This window comes from Granulicella sp. WH15 (assembly GCF_009914315.1).
GTDB lineage: Bacteria > Acidobacteriota > Terriglobia > Terriglobales > Acidobacteriaceae > Edaphobacter.
Genome location: NZ_CP042596.1, coordinates 3156802 through 3172168 on the forward strand (window position 1 = coordinate 3156802; position 15367 = coordinate 3172168).

Sequence of the window (15367 nt, forward strand, 5' to 3'; positions counted from 1 at the left end):
CTCCATACCTTTTCAAGAAGCAAGCGACAATAAAAAAATCCAGGCGAACGAATTGTACGGGGAAATGACTATCATTGCCCCATCGAATCTCTCCCTCACAGGAAACCGCAACCATGGCCAACGTCCACCACCCTCGCTTCATGGCCTTTCTCGATGAGTTCCAAAAGCTCATCGACGCCGCCCTCCCCGACCGCGAGATCCTCACCCAGGGCACCCCGCTCCTGGCCCAGCTCATCGCCCAGGACGACTGGCTCCCCTCCGAGTACGCCATCGCCAGCCCCACCCGCTACAGCCAGTACCTCCTCCACGCCGACCCGCAGGACCGCTTCTCCATCGTCAGCTTCGTCTGGGGCCCAGGCCAGCAGACCCCCATCCACAACCACACCGTCTGGGGCCTCATCGGCATCCTCCGCGGCGCGGAGCACTCACAGGGCTACGCCCAGCAACCCGATGGTTCACTGCTCCCCGAAGGAGACCCCATCCTGCTCACACAAGGCATGGTCGACGCCGTCTCCGAGGACACCGGCGACCTGCACCGCGTCTCAAATGCCCTTGCAGATCAACCATCCATCAGCATCCACATCTACGGAGCCAACATCGGCAAGCTCCCTCGCTCCACCTTCCAACTCGACGGTACGCGCCACCAGTTCATCTCCGGCTATAGCAACTAACCCGCATGCAAAAGGAGAGTCCCTTTCCCAACCCCGATCATCGAACCAAAGACGGAGCCCACGCGATACTCCGCCATGGAAAGGACCTCAATGAACGCCTACCGCTATCGCATCACCGTGGAAGCCCTCGAAGGAGAACAGACCAGCACCGGCCTTGGCCACCCGCTCCAGTTCGAGGTACAAAACCACGACGATCTCTTCGAGATTGCAGCCCGCACCAAAGACAAGCAGATCCTCTCGCCCGACGACTCCGCGGCCCTGATCATCGGCCTCAAGCTCTTCGCCGAGGTAGCTTTGCAGAACCGCAAGCACCCCCTCTTCGAGCCGATTCTGCTCCCCATCCGCGAGTTCATCCAACGCCTCAAAGCACTAGGCGGCCCCAACTCCAACTCTTAAAGCAACCTCTCCCGCATAACCGGCGTTCTCACCGTTGCCGGTTCTGTAATTTGTTGTTGCCCGTTCTTGTGTTTCGCGACTAACGCCCGTTCCTTTGTTTCGCTGCTGTTGCTTGTTTTGGATTCGTTGTTGTTGCCTGTTCTTTTGGTTGTCATTCAGGAGCGAAGCGGAGGAATCTGCTTCTTGCCGTTGCTCTTGCCGTTGCTCTTGCTCTTGCCGTTGCTCTTGCTCTTGCCGTTGCTTCTCGTCGTTGCCGTTGCTCCTGGGGTAGGTCGGGGCTTTAGCCCCGACATTAAAACCCGCCATCAAAGCGGGCTTCAGCCCCCGAGGTATGCTTTCTTCAACCCCACCACGACCACTAAGGGCACGCCTTGAGCCGCTGAGGAACTCTATTGTAAAAGCTGCAAAAACGTCCTGCCGGACGGACCCGCTACGCGCGGAGCGGTCACTTCGTGACGCGTATACCTTGTCTCGATAACTCAAGAGATAAGGGTCCTCCCGTTGGTCGGAAATAACAATGCTCGCTGCCGATCAACGGGAGGCCCCATGCCGATCACTCCCCCATACCACCCCGAGAACGGTACGAAGTACTACGATCATAACTATGCCCAGCGAACCCGCCCCCCCAAGCCAACCAGCCCTCACCCGCCAGGTCGGTCTCGGCAGCGCCATCTCGCTCAACATGCTCAACATGGTGGGCATCGGCCCCTTCATCACCCTGCCCCTGGTCGTCGCCGCCATGGGTGGCCCCCAGGCCTTCCTCGGCTGGATCATCGGAGCCCTCATCGGCATCTGCGACGGCCTGGTCTGGGCCGAGCTGGGCGCAACCATGCCCGAAGCCGGAGGCTCCTACGCCTTCCTCCGCGAAATCTACGGCCCCCAGAGCGGTGGCCGCCTCGCATCCTTCCTCTACGTCTGGCAACTCTGCTTCAGCGCCCCGCTCTCCATCGCCTCGGGCTGCATCGGACTGGCCCAGTACGCGGCCTACCTCTGGCCCTCCCTCCACCAAGGCCCGGTCGCAACCGGCTTACTCTCCCACATCGCCGGAACCAAGCTCGTAGCCGCCGGAACCTGCGTCCTGATGGTCATCCTGCTCTACCGCAACGTCCGCGCCATCACCCGCATGGCCTGGGTCCTCTGGGCCGGAATGCTCCTCACCATCGGCATCGTCATCTTTGCCGGACTCACCCACTTCAACGCCCACATGGCCTTCTCGCTCCCCCCCGGAGCCTTCACCCTGCGCCCCGCGTTCTTCGAGGCCCTGGGCGCAGCCACCTTGATTACCACCTACGATTACTGGGGCTACTACAACGTCTGCTTCATGGGCGGCGAGATCAAGAACCCCGGCCGCAACATCCCCCGCGCAGTCCTCATCTCCATCCTCGTCATCGCCGCGCTCTACCTGCTCATGAGCGTCAGCGTCCTCGGCGTCATCCCCTGGCAGGAGCTGGCCACCGCGACCTCCGGCAACAGCCGCCTCGCCGTCGTAGCCGTCATGCTGCAACGCACCCTCGGCACCACCGCCGGACGTGTCCTCGCCGGGCTGGTCATCTGGACGGCCTTCTCCTCGGTCTTCGCCCTGCTGCTGGCCTTCTCCCGCGTCCCCTACGTCGCGGCGCTCGACGGCAACTTCTTCCGCATCTTCGGCCGCCTGCACTCCAAGCACAACTTCCCGCACCTGTCTCTGCTGGCGCTGGGCGCGGCCTCCACGCTCTTCTGCTTCTTCGACCTCGGCCACGTCATCGCCGCGCTGGTCACCATCCGCATCATCCTGCAGTTCGTACTGCAACAGGTCGGCGTCATGGTCCTGCGCAAGCGCGAGCCGAACCGGCCACGTCCCTTCCGCATCTGGCTCTACCCCTTGCCTCCGCTCTTCGCGCTGACTGGATTTTTCTTCATCCTCTTCTCGCGCCCCGACGCCTCCCGCGAGCTGAGTTACGGGGCCGTCGTCGCGATCAGCGGAGCACTCATCTTCTTCATCCGGTCCCGCGTCCGGCGCGAGTGGCCATTTGCACCCAAAATAGTGCAAACACCGTAGATCCACACCGTCACTCCACCGCGTCACACCGACAAAACACCGTGTTCTATCCATCCATTATGATCGTGAAACATGAGCGTTAAGCCCCACGTCCACCCCGAGACCCTAGCAGTCCACGCAGGCCAGCCCGTCGATCCGGTTACCGGCGCGGTGGTCTCGCCGATCTATCTTGCGACCACCTTCGAGCGCGATACCGATGGCAGTTTCCCGCGCGGCTACAGCTACTCGCGCAGCAATAACCCCAATAGACAGGCGCTCGAAACCTGCCTCGCAGCCCTCGAGGGCGCGGACCAGGCCATCGCGTTTTCTTCAGGATTAGGCGCGGCTGGCGCGGTGGTCGAGTCGCTCGCGCACGGCGATCACGTCGTCGTCACTGACGATGTCTACCACGGCTTTCGCAAGCTGCTCGAACACCGCAAATCCCGCGGATTGCTGGATGTAACCCTCGTCGATCCCAGCGATATCAGCAACATCGAAGCGGCGATTCGTCCTGATACAAAGCTCCTCTGGCTGGAGACGCCGTCGAATCCCCTGCTCCGTATTACGGACCTCGAAGCCGTTGCGAAACTGGCGCGTAGCCGGGGGATTTTTACGGTTTGCGATAGCACGCTCTGCTCGCCGATTCTGCAAAAACCGCTGGCTTACGGCATTGATATCGTGATGCACTCCACGACCAAGTACATCGCAGGACATAGCGATGTGACTGGCGGTGTGCTGCTTTGTAATGGCTCGAACCCGCTCTTTGAAGAGGCGCGTATTGCGCAGCAGTATGGGGTTGGCGGGGGGATTCCTTCGCCTTTCGACTGCTGGTTGACCCTGCGTGGTGTGGCTACGCTGCCTCTGCGGATGCGTGCGCAGTCCGCGTCGGCGCTGGAGGTTGCTCGGTTTCTAGAAGAGCAGCCGCAGGTGGAGAAGGTTTATTATCCGGGGCTGCCGCAGCATCCTCAGCATGAGATTGCCGCTCGGCAGATGAAGATGTTTGGCGGGGTGCTTTCGTTCCAGTTGCGTGGATCAGAGGCGGAGGCGCTTGCTTTTACCGGGCGGACGAAGCTCTTTACACGGGCTACGAGTCTTGGTGGGACGCATAGTTTGATCGAGCATCGGGCTTCGATTGAAGGGGCCGGGACGAAGACACCGGATAATCTTTTGCGGCTCTCGATTGGGCTGGAGAATTCGCTCGATTTGATTGAGGATCTGCGGGGGGCTTTGCAGGATTGAGATAGTAATAGGTCGGGCCTTCGGCCCTCATCTGCCTTCGTTGTCGATTACCTAGGGCTTCGCCCTAGGCTGGTATAGAGCGCGCCTTCAGCGCTTTTCGGGGAGCAACGAGCGGTTGTGGCCGGGAGAAGAAAGCATGCCTCGGGGCTAAAGCCCGCGTCAGTGGCCGGTTTTGATGTCGGGGCTAAAGTCCCGACCTACCCTAGAAGCAAAAGCAAGAACAACGACAGAAGCAGATTCCTCCGCTTCGCTCCTGAATGACAACCAAAAGAACAAGCAACAACAATGGCCAGTCGGGCTGGGGATTGTTTGCTTCCCCATCCTCACGACGATAGTGCCGTCGTGAGGATGGGGATACTACTCTCTAAATCGAGATGTTCAGGATGCGGTTGAGGCGCTGCACAAAGTTGGCGGGGTCTTGGAGTGGGACGCCTTCCATGAGCAGTGCCTGATCGAAGAGAAGCCATGCGGCATCCTCGGCCAGGGCATCGTCGGGACGGGCGAGCAGCTTCTTGACGATCTCGTGGTCAGGGTTGATCTCCAGCGTGGGCTTCAGCGCGGGGATGTCCTTCTGGCCCATCGCGCGCATCATCTGCTGCATCTTCAGCGACGGCTCTTCTTCGTCAGAGACGATGCAGGAGGGGCTGTCGGCCAGGCGCACCGAGGCGCGGACATCTTTTACGCGGTCGCCCAGCGTGGCCTTCAGCTTGTCGAGCAACGGCTTCAGGTTCTCGGCCTTGTCCGGCTCCGACTCGTCCTTCAGGTCTTCGCTGGTTGAGGTCTTGTTGACCGCCTTCAGGTCGAGGTCGCCGTACTTCTCCACGCCCGAGAAGACGATCTCGTCGATCTCATCGTCGAGGATGAGAACCTCGATGCCCTTCTTCTTGTAGATCTCGAGCAGAGGCGAGGTGCGCAACAGAGACTCGGAGCCGCCGGTGATGTAGTAGAGGCTCTTCTGGCCCTCCTTCATGCGGGACTTCACATCGGCAAGGCTGGTAAGCCCTTCGGCCTTGGTGGACTTGAAGCGGACCAGATCGAGCAGCGTCTCGCGGTTGGCGTAGTCGCCGTAGATGCCCTCCTTGAGCGGACGGTTGTACTCGGTGATGAACTTCAGATACTCCTCGGGCTGGTTGGTTGCGATGTTCTTCAGTTCGGAGAGGATCTTCTTGACGCTGGCGGTGCGGATGCTGGTGAGCACGCGGTTCTGTTGCAGGATCTCGCGGCTGACGTTGAGCGGGAGGTCTTCGCTGTCGATGATGCCGCGCACGAAACGCAGGTATGGGGGCAGAAGCTCTTTGGCGTCGTCCATGATGAAGACGCGCTTGACGTAGAGCTTGACGCCTACCTTGTACTCAGCCTGGTAGAGGTCGAGCGGGGCCTTGGCCGGAATGTAGAAGAGAGTGGTGTACTCAAGCGAGCCCTCGGCCTTGGTGTGGAACCAGAAGAGAGGGTCCTGCCAGTCGCCGGAGATGGACTTGTAAAGCTCCTTGTAGTCCTCGTCCTTCAGCTCGCTCTTGGAGCGACGCCAGAGGGCGCTGGCTACGTTGACCTGCTCGGTGGTGCGGATCTTGTCGGACTTCTTCTCTTCCTCGTTCCACTGGCTCTTGTCGTAGGTGAGGAAGATGGGGAAGGCAATGTGGTTGGAGTACTTCTTGACGATCTCCTGCAGGCGCCAGCTATTGGCGTACTCCTTGCCCTCTTCGTTGAGGTGCAACAGGATCGTCGTGCCGACGGTGGCGCGCTCGGCCGGTTCGATCTCGAAGCCGGTCTTGCCGTCGCTGATCCAGCGGAAGGCCTGGTCGGTGCCAGCCTTGCGCGAGGTGACCTCGACGCGGTCGGCGACCATGAAGGCGCTGTAGAAGCCGACGCCGAACTGGCCGATGAGGTTGGAGTCCTTCTTGGCGTCGCCGGAGAGGAGGGTGAGGAAGTTTTTCGTGCCGGAGCGGGCGATGGTGCCGAGGTGTGAGACCAGGTCCTCCTCGTCCATGCCGATGCCGGTGTCGCTGATGGTGAGGGTGTGGTTCTCCTCGTCCAGCTCGAGGTCGATGCGCGGCTCGAAGGCGATGCTCTTGAAGGCCTCGTCGGTGAGGGTGAGGTGGCGGAGCTTGTCGAGCGCGTCGGAGGAGTTGGAGATCAGCTCGCGGAGGAATATCTCGGGGTGCGAGTAGAGGGAGTGAATGATGAGTTGCAGTAACTGGCTGACTTCGGTCTGAAATTCACGTTTCGACATAGATCTCTATTAGAACCTCTGAATCGACATATCGGCAGAGGAATCTCTGCCGCGGTTCAAGAGTAAATGGCGGTCCGGCCTGACTTCAAACTTTGGGGCTTCTCTATTGTTCTCGCAAGCTGCTACAATTCGGCGTCTTTACGCAAGACCCTTTGCGTAATGCGCAATTCTCAAACGAGACCTGCGGGGTCTCAAGGAGAAGGCTCACCATGCTGGCGAAACGCTTCGGATATCTTGCTGCCTCCCTTGCCGTGCTTACGTTTAGTGGAGCGCAGGCTCAAACGCCGAGTTTCAACCCGGACGTTACGTTTCAGGGATCGAGCCTGGCGGGTTGGCACACGCTGGGGAGTGCGGACTGGCGGGCGGCTGATGGCGTGATCTCTGCCAGCGGATCGGGCTGGCTGGTGCTCGATCGCTCGTACCAGGATACGGGGGTTTATACGCAGTTCCGGTGCGAGGGGGATTGCGATACCGGCGTGCTGCTGCGGGCTCATAAGACGGAGCAGGGTGGGCTGGAGGGGATCTTCGTCTCCATCAAGGGACAGGAGCTGGGAGCTTATAACCTGACGCTCGATGCCAGTGGCAAGGAGATCGCGCGCAAGAAGCTGCGGGCCGCCGGGGGGCAGATTCGGTTTGCTCCGCCTGCTGCGCCGGGTGGGGACGCGCCGCGTGCGATGCCTCCGCTGCGGAGTGGACCTGCGGGTGTGAAGATGCCGATGGATCGGCCTGCGCCGGGGCTGAAGGTCAATGACTGGAATGAGATTGAGCTGCTGCTCGATGCGGATATTGTTCGGGGGTTTCTCGACGACGGCAGCGGGCAGGTGAGCGCGGCGACCGAGGATATGGATGGCTATGGGCCGATTGCTCTGTATGTAGGCGGGGGGAGCAAGGTGCAGTTTCGTAACCTCGCGTACCGCGATCTTGGGGTGCATGTAGAGCCGCTGGAGATTACGGGCGACCGCTTCAGGATGCAACGGGTGAACCCGTTCTACTACGGCTGGTCGGCCGATGCCGCGGACTTCAATCGCGATGGAAAGATGGATATCGTCTCGGGGCCGCTGATCTACTTTGGGCCGGACTATACGCGGTCGCGGGAGATCTATCCGGCGCAGGCGGTGAACCCTTCTACGAACTACTCAATGATGGACTGGGTGGAGCACGCGTATGACTTTACCGGCGACGGCTGGCCGGATGTGATGACGACCAGTCATGCGGGCGGCGGCAAGGAAGGCGCGGTGCTGTATGTGAATCCCAAGGGTGAGTCGCGGCGGTGGGAGCACTACCAGGTGGTGTCGCCGATCGATAGCGAAGAGACCGTGATGGGCAATGTGGATGGCAGCGGCAAGCCTGCGCTGGTGTACGAGGCCGAAGGGTATATGCGGTATGCGACGGTCGATCCGGCTAACCCTACGGGCAAGTGGATTGTGCATACGGTCTCGGAGCGAGGGCCGTGGGCTCCGCATGGCGTTGGAGTCGGCGACGTGAACGGCGATGGCAAAGCCGACATACTGGGGGCTTATGGGTGGTGGGAGCAGCCTGCGACCAACGCGGGAAGCTCGCTGTGGAAGTATCATCCGGAGGCCTTCGGGCGCTGGGGTCGCACCTCTGCTGGAGGCGCGACGATGGGCGTCTATGACGTGAACGGCGATGGGCTGAACGATGTCGTCACTGTGATTCAGGCGCATGGATGGGGGATCGCGTGGTTCGAGCAGAAGCGTTCGAGTACGGGCGAGATCTCGTTTGTGAAGCATGTGGTGATGGGCCGGACGGCGGCTGAAAGTGCGGGCGGCGTTGTGTTTACGGAGCCGCATGGATCGACTGTGGCGGATGTCGATGACGATGGCATTCCGGACTTTGTGGTTGGGAAGCGTTACTGGTCGCATCTCGATGATTTCTACGATCCCGATCCTTATGGACCTGCGGTGCTGTACTGGTACCGCACGGTGCGCGACAGCAAGGCTCCGGGCGGCGCACGCCTGGTGCCGGAGCTGATCAACAACCACTCCGGCGTGGGATCGGATGTGCTGGCAGTGGATCTCAATGGCGATGGTGCGATGGATATCGTCACCTCAACACGGAGCGGCACGTATATCTTCTGGGGGAAATCCACCTTGAGGAAGAAGAAGTAAGTCGAGTTCCGGGCAACGACAGATAAGTCGATTTTGCCCTGTCAGCATGGACTGATTCGCGCACGATGCGTAGCAGACTGTGTCTTCACCGTGAGTCATCTCTCGCGGACGATCCACTCTGCGTTCTTCACGCATGGACGCAAGTGGTGATGTTGCACGCGCTTATCTGCTCTTACTTTTCGATAAAAAATTGACCCTTGACTTCTCTTAAATGCGAGTGTTAGGGTTCGAGGTCGTCGGCAATATCATTGCATAATACGCATGAATCATTGCACGAAGACCGGCGCACCAATTGGGAGGAAAGTGGATGTCGACTTCAAGATTGATTCAACGCGTAATAAATATCGGGGTGCTGTGCTTCTCCGTGCTCGCGGCTTCAGCCTATGCGCAAAATACGACCGGCTCGATTGTGGGTCAGGTGATGGATGCAACCGGAGCCGCCGTGAGCAATGCGACGGTCATTGTGACTAACGATGCGACCAGAGAGACGCATACCGTCCAGACCAACGACACCGGCGCTTACCAGGTGCTGACGCTGCAGCCGGGACAGTACAAGGTGGATGTGGACAGCGCCGGATTCAAGCACTACTCGCGCGATCCGGTGGAGGTGCAGGTTGAGCTGACCTCGCGCATCAACGTGCCGATGGAGATTGGAACCCAGAACGAGCAGGTGACGATCACGTCGCAGGCTCCGATCATCCAGTCGGAGAACGCGGCTCTGGGCCAGGTGGTACAGGGTCGCGCGGTGACCGAGATGCCGTTGAATGGGCGCAACGTGCTGGCGCTGGTCGGACTGGTTCCGGGCGTGGTGCCGCAGGGAGGCTCCTCCGGCAACCTGACCGGGCAGAACGTCTTCTCGGCGGGTAACTACCAGATCGGCGGAGGCAATGCGAACCAGAGCTCGACACTGGTCGATGGTGCGCCCGTGAATATCTCCTATGGCAATGCGACGATCCTGGTGCCTTCGCAGGATTCGGTACAGGAGTTCCGCGTACAGACGAACAACAACACCGCGGAGTATGGCATGTACGCCGGTGGTGTCATCAACATCACGACCAAGTCTGGCACCAACAGCATTCATGGCACGGCGTATGAGTTCCTGCGCAATACGGTCTTCAACTCCACGCCATACTTCTCGAAGCACAGCGCGAGTCCGCTGGCCAAGAACCCGCTGCACCAGAACCAGTTCGGCGGCAACATCAGCTTCCCGATTATCAAGGACAAGCTCTTCGGCTTCTTTGACTATCAGGGTTATCGCAATACGACCGGCCTGCTGTACAACTACACGGTTCCCACTGCGGCTGAGCGTAGCGGCGACTTCTCGGCTCTTTCCACGCCGATCTATGACCCGCTCACGACCTGCGGCACTGGCTCGAACCCCGCTTGCACGGACGCTCAGAGGCAGGGACTCGCTCCCACGCGTACGCAGTTCTCTTACAAGGGGCAACTCAACGTCATCGACCCGGCCCGCTTCAGCACCGTGGCGAAGAACCTGATTGCATTCCCCTACTGGGCTGCTCCTACCAACAATGCCTTGACGCAGAACTTCCAGCGCTATGCGACCGCCGGTGGAAACAACGACCAGTACAACGGTCGTGTTGACTATGCACTGAGCGATAAGCAGCGCATCTTCGGGCGGTATACGCAGTGGAACTCGAAGAATATTGCGCCGCAGACGTATAACAACGGTCTCATCACCGGAGACCAGACCTCGCCGGAGTCCTTCTCGACCAAGCAGATCGTAGCCGGTGACTCGTACCTCTTCAACCCAACCTCCATTGGGGATATCCGCATCTCGTACACGCGCTGGAACTATCAGCGCACGCCGGGAACGCTGGGCTACGATGAGACGCAGCTTGGGCTGCCGTCTTACTTCGGCCAGATTGCGCAGTTGAATAACCTGACACCTTCGACGACCGTGCCCGCGATCACGATGACCAACCCGACAATCAACAACGTCGGCACGGGTCTGATTAAATCCATCAACAGCAACTACGTGATTGCACCCAGCTTCACTAAGACGCTGAAGAACCATACCCTCAAGGTCGGTGCGGATCTTCGTCGCCTGGATCAGCAGTACTTCCAGAACAATGCGCCGGGCGGCACGTTCGCGTTCGACAACGTGTTCACTGGTAAGAGCGCGTCGGCAGCGAGCGGCACGGGTAATCCCTTTGCCTCGTTCCTGCTGGGCTATGGGGCTACGGGAACGGTGCAGATCGCGCCTTCGACTTACACGGCGATCTACTACCAGGGCTACTTTATCTCTGACACATGGCTGGCTACTCCGAAGCTGACGCTGACGCTGGGGCTGCGGTATGAGATCCCCGGAACCTACCGCGAGCGCAACCAGCGCATCGCTACCTTCAACCCAACGGAGGTGAACCCAGTACTGGGCTCTATCTCTGTCGGCGGCAACCCGGTGTTGGGTGCGTTTGACCTGGTCGGCACGCCGCAGCATCCTGCGGCGGGTGAGCGCAACGAACACTACACGGACTTTCTTCCGCGGCTTGGGCTTGCGTATCGCGTTGATGACAATACCGTCATTCGTGCGGGCTGGGGCATGTTCGTTCTGCCCTCGGACCTGACGTTTACGGATTCGCCGGTGCAGTCCGGCATCAACTACGTGAACAATGTTGAGGTGACCTCGAACGACAACGGAAATACTCCGTCCGCTACGCTCGATAATCCTTATCCGAGTGGGCTTACCGGAGCGCCGGGACGTAACCCCGCTTACCAGCAGATTCTGCTGGGTGGATCTGCGAACTCGGTGCTGGCCAATGAGGAGAACGGCATCACGTATCAATGGAACTTTGCCGTTCAGCGGCAGATGCCGATGGGAATCGCGGTGGAGGCGGCCTATGCAGGACTGCATGGATCGCACCTGCCGGTGAGCATCGGAGTGAACCAGGTGCCTGCCTCGTATCTGAGCCAGGCGGCGGGTGATCCGGCTTGTAATCAGGGCACGCCCTCTTCGACCTGCTTCTTGACCAAACAGGTTACAAATCCGCTCTACGGCAGGATCTCGCAGGGCAATCTGCAGAACCCGACGGTTCCGCAAAACCAGTTGCTGCGGCCCTTCCCGCAGTATGGCAATATCTCCAATCCCGGCTCGTTTACGGGCTTCAGCAACTACAACGCTCTACAGGCCAAGGTGGAGAAGCGGTTCCACTCGGGCGGCGTGCTGCTGGGCTCGTATACGTTCTCGAAGATGATGACGAACGCGGAGAGCCTGACGCAGTGGCTGGAGGCGACGGGCAATGCTCCGGCGTATCAGAACCTGTCGAACCTGGGTGCGGAGTACTCGCTCTCGGAGTTCGATACGCGGCAACGGCTGGTCATCAGCTATGTCTACTCGCTGCCGTTCGGGCGTGGGCAGGCGTTCGGCTCGAATGTCCATGGGCTGATGGATAAGGTGGTATCCGGCTGGGGCGTCAATGGCGTGACGACGTTCCAGGAGGGCTTCCCTCTCGGCATCAGTATGCAGCAGAACAACATTACGACCTATGCGCTGCAAGGCTCGACGCGTCCGAACGTGGTGCCGGGAGTGAATAAGAAGATTGGCGGCGCGGTGCAGAAACGACTGGGCGATGCCAGCTCCACCTCGACTTACTTCAATACGGCTGCCTTTACGGCTCCCGCGACAGCGTTCTCGTTCGGCAATGAATCGCGGCTCGATAGCTCGTTGCGGGCTCCAGGGCAGGCAAACTATGACCTGGCGCTGTACAAGGACACGCATCTGACGGAACGGGTGCTGTTCCAGTTCCGCGTCGAGTCGTTCAACCTGTTCAACCGTGTGCAGTTTGGTGTTCCCAATACGGCTATCGGCAATGCGCAGGTGGGGCAGATTACGACGCAGCTCAATCAGCCGCGACTGTTGCAGCTTTCGGGCCGGTTCAACTTCTAACTGCATTGCTTATCGCAACTCAAAGAGGGGTAGCCCAATGGCTACCCCTCTTTTCTGTCCTTCATGACAATGATTGTCTGCGTGCCGTAAGCTTCTTACTACTGATTCCCATGAAGCCGATGAAGAAGAGATCGAAGAGTACTGCTCCGGTGAAGATCGAAGCCCCTGTGCCTGCTTCAGGACGGCTTTGGCGGCGCGGGGTCGCGGTGCTGTTCGGGGTTGGCGCGCTGCTATGCCTGGGATGGGTGGTGGGGCATCGGCATCGGGAGAGGGTGCCTGTAGTGCGGGCGCAGTCGGACTATGTAGACCCCGCTGTGTGTGCTACGTGCCACTCGCAGATCGCGGCTACTTATAAGAAGACCGGTATGGGGCGGTCGTTTTATCAGCCGACTGATAAGAATGTGATCGAGGATTACACGGGGACGCACACCCTCGACCATAAGCTATCGGGGATGCACTACGCGATGGTCGAGCGCGATGGAAGGTTCTTCCAGAGGCGCAGTACTGCGGGCTTCGATGGCAAGGAAGCGAACGTCGTTGAGCAGCAAGTGGATTATGTAATCGGATCGGGGAATCATGCGCGCACCTATCTGCACCGCACGCAGGAGGGCAAGCTGGTCGAGCTGCCGGTGAGCTGGTACACGGAGCGCTCGGGATACTGGGCGATGAGTCCGGGGTTCGATCGTGCGAGCCAGACCGATATGCGCGGCACGATCACGGCGGAGTGCATGTTCTGCCACAACGGCTATCCTGCGATGGACTCGCCGACGGCGAACGACGATGTGAAGGAAGGGGTCTTCCCTGCTCGACTGCCGGAGGGGATCGACTGCCAGCGGTGTCATGGGCCCGGACGGGCTCATGTAGCTGCTGTGACCTCGGGCAAGGCGTCAATCGAGGAGATTCGAGCTGCGATTGTGAATCCGCGAAAGTTGCCGCGTGACCGTCAAATGGAGGTGTGCATGGAGTGTCACCTGGGCACGAGCGCGCTGCATACTCCGCCGGAGATACGTAACTATAGCCGTGACGTATTCTCTTTCCGTCCGGGCCAAAGCCTGGGGGACTACAAGATGTACTTTGAAGCTCCCAAGGATAATAAGCACGAGGACTTTGAGATTGCTCATGCGGCTTATCGGCTGCGGGAATCAGCTTGCTATCTGAAGAGCTCGATGACGTGCATTACATGCCATAACCCGCATGATATTCCCCGTGGCGAGGAAGCCGTGCGCAAGTACACCGCGGTCTGTCTGAGCTGTCATGCCGCGGTAAAGCACACCGTGGCGCTGCCTGCGAGCCAGAATTGTCTTTCATGTCATATGCCGAAGCGGCGGGCGGCGGGCTCGGTGCATGTTGTCATGACCGATCACTATATTCAGAGGTATCGGCCTGCAGGCGATCTGCTTGCGCCGCTGGCTGAGAGTACGCTGCCGCCGGATAAGAATCTTGTGGATCTTTACTATCCGGCCAAAGGTTCTGATACGGCTAAGGATGAGTTGTATCTGGCCGTCGCTCGCGTGGACGATGGCGATGGGGTGCAGGGGCTGAAGCAGTTGCAGAGTGTGGTGGATCGGCAGTCGCCGACAATGCCTGAACCTTATCTGGAATTGGCGCGAGCCTATGCGCGCAGAGGCAGAAACTCGGATGCGGTGAGGTGGTTCGATGCTGCGCTCGCGCATCGGCCCGGTGATCGGCAGGCCATGCGGGAGATAGTTCCGGCGCTATATGCCACGGGGCAGGATGCGCGGGCGCTGGACGTATTGCAAAAGGGCGTGGCGTTGTATCCCAAAGACGATCTACTGCTGACCGATCTGGGGAACGCCTATCTGCGCAAGGAGAGGCTGGCCGAGGCACAGGAGGCGTTGAACCGTGCGCTGGCCGTCAATCCGGAGCGCTCGGAGGCGCACAACCTGCTGGGGCTTGTGGCGTTGCGGCGCGGAGATGCGGCGTTGGCCGAGCAGTCCTTCCGTGAGGCGATTCGTTGGGAGCCTGATCTTGCGGAGGCACAGAATAATCTCGGCTCGTTGTTGACCAGTAACCATAGCTTCGCCGAGGCGGAGTTTCATCTGGACAAAGCTCTTGCGGTCAACCCGAACTACGCGGAGGCGCATCATGGGCTTGGCCTGCTCAGCATTCTGACTAACTCGATTCCTCGGGCCACCACCGAGCTTAGGGCAGCGGTGCGGCTCGAGCCGGGGTCGGCGGAGATGCACAGCGATCTGGCCGATCTGCTGGCGGCCCAGGGTCATGTGCCGGAGGCAGCGGAAGAGTATGAGAGGGTGTTGCAGATAAAGCCTGACCAGGGGGATGCGCAGCTTGGGCTGGGGTTGGCGTTGCTGCGGGAGCATCGTGCTGCGGAGGCCAAAACTCATCTGGAACAGGCAGCAGTGAGTAGTGATGAAAATGTAAGCCATGCGGCGGCAGAGGCATTGCGACAGATTGAACGATGAGCCACTTTGCAGAAAAGAGTTCCGCAGCGACTAAAGCCGTGTTCATGGATGGCGAATTTGTGACGCGGCTGAAACCGTTCCCTGAAGGACGGGACGTAAGGAGCGGATCGGCGGCGATGTTGAAACCCATGCCTTAAAAGCGAGACATGGGTACCCGGATTTGTGGCTGAAGATGGACGTTGACTTACGTGTTTTGGGGTTGCTAGTATGTCGTTCTCTTTAGATCATGCGCAATACGAATTGCGTATCGCGCAATAAACGAAAAAGGCCTTGCATGAGCACTCCGTTGCATGTATCCCGCCGTGGTTAGACGCCGATGACCGCGGCATAAAACACC

9 protein-coding genes are annotated in these 15367 nt (G+C 59.7%); 7 read left to right on the forward strand and 2 right to left on the reverse strand.

Going from position 1 to position 15367, the window contains the following annotated elements:
• Positions 1–113 precede the first annotated feature (113 nt).
• Both FTO74_RS13190 and FTO74_RS13195 read left to right on the forward strand, forming a co-directional pair.
• Positions 114–671 carry a cysteine dioxygenase gene (locus FTO74_RS13190; RefSeq protein ID WP_162538561.1) on the forward strand — a complete coding sequence of 186 codons (558 nt, stop codon included), beginning with the start codon at positions 114–116 and terminating at the stop codon, positions 669–671.
• A gap of 75 nt (positions 672–746) precedes the next feature.
• The gene (locus FTO74_RS13195; RefSeq protein WP_220399018.1) at positions 747–1067 is read left to right on the forward strand and encodes a DUF3861 domain-containing protein; all 321 of its coding nucleotides are present in this window, start codon (positions 747–749) and stop codon (positions 1065–1067) included.
• Here FTO74_RS13195 and FTO74_RS13200 read toward each other — a convergent pair.
• Positions 1041–1373, reverse strand: a complete 333-nt coding sequence (locus FTO74_RS13200; RefSeq protein ID WP_162538562.1) for a hypothetical protein — start codon at positions 1371–1373, stop codon at positions 1041–1043. The two genes, FTO74_RS13195 and FTO74_RS13200, sit on opposite strands and share 27 nt — an antisense overlap.
• 298 nt (positions 1374–1671) lie before the next feature.
• On the opposite strand from FTO74_RS13200, the gene FTO74_RS13205 reads away from it, so the two are divergent.
• Together FTO74_RS13205 and FTO74_RS13210 are read left to right on the forward strand one after the other, a co-directional pair.
• A complete protein-coding gene (locus FTO74_RS13205; protein WP_162538563.1) occupies positions 1672–3105 on the forward strand; it encodes an APC family permease in 1434 nt (477 codons plus the stop codon).
• A gap of 72 nt (positions 3106–3177) precedes the next feature.
• Positions 3178–4323: a PLP-dependent aspartate aminotransferase family protein gene (locus FTO74_RS13210; RefSeq protein WP_162538564.1), complete on the forward strand. Its 1146-nt coding sequence runs from the start codon at positions 3178–3180 to the stop codon at positions 4321–4323.
• Positions 4324–4687: 364 nt separating this feature from the next.
• Here the strand turns inward: FTO74_RS13210 and htpG are convergent, their stop codons facing one another.
• Complete coding sequence (gene htpG, locus FTO74_RS13215) at positions 4688–6553, reverse strand: molecular chaperone HtpG (RefSeq protein WP_162538565.1); 1866 nt, start codon at positions 6551–6553, stop codon at positions 4688–4690.
• Between the two features lie 209 nt (positions 6554–6762).
• Between htpG and FTO74_RS13220 the strand changes: the two genes are divergently transcribed.
• The 3 genes from FTO74_RS13220 to FTO74_RS13230 all read left to right on the forward strand — a co-directional run bounded on the left by FTO74_RS13220 (position 6763) and on the right by FTO74_RS13230 (position 15030).
• Positions 6763–8682, forward strand: a complete 1920-nt coding sequence (locus FTO74_RS13220; protein ID WP_220399019.1) for an FG-GAP-like repeat-containing protein — start codon at positions 6763–6765, stop codon at positions 8680–8682.
• Between the two features lie 307 nt (positions 8683–8989).
• Positions 8990–12586 carry a carboxypeptidase regulatory-like domain-containing protein gene (locus FTO74_RS13225; protein WP_162538566.1) on the forward strand — a complete coding sequence of 1199 codons (3597 nt, stop codon included), beginning with the start codon at positions 8990–8992 and terminating at the stop codon, positions 12584–12586.
• Between the two features lie 119 nt (positions 12587–12705).
• Positions 12706–15030 carry a tetratricopeptide repeat protein gene (locus FTO74_RS13230; protein ID WP_162538567.1) on the forward strand — a complete coding sequence of 775 codons (2325 nt, stop codon included), beginning with the start codon at positions 12706–12708 and terminating at the stop codon, positions 15028–15030.
• Positions 15031–15367 lie beyond the last annotated feature (337 nt).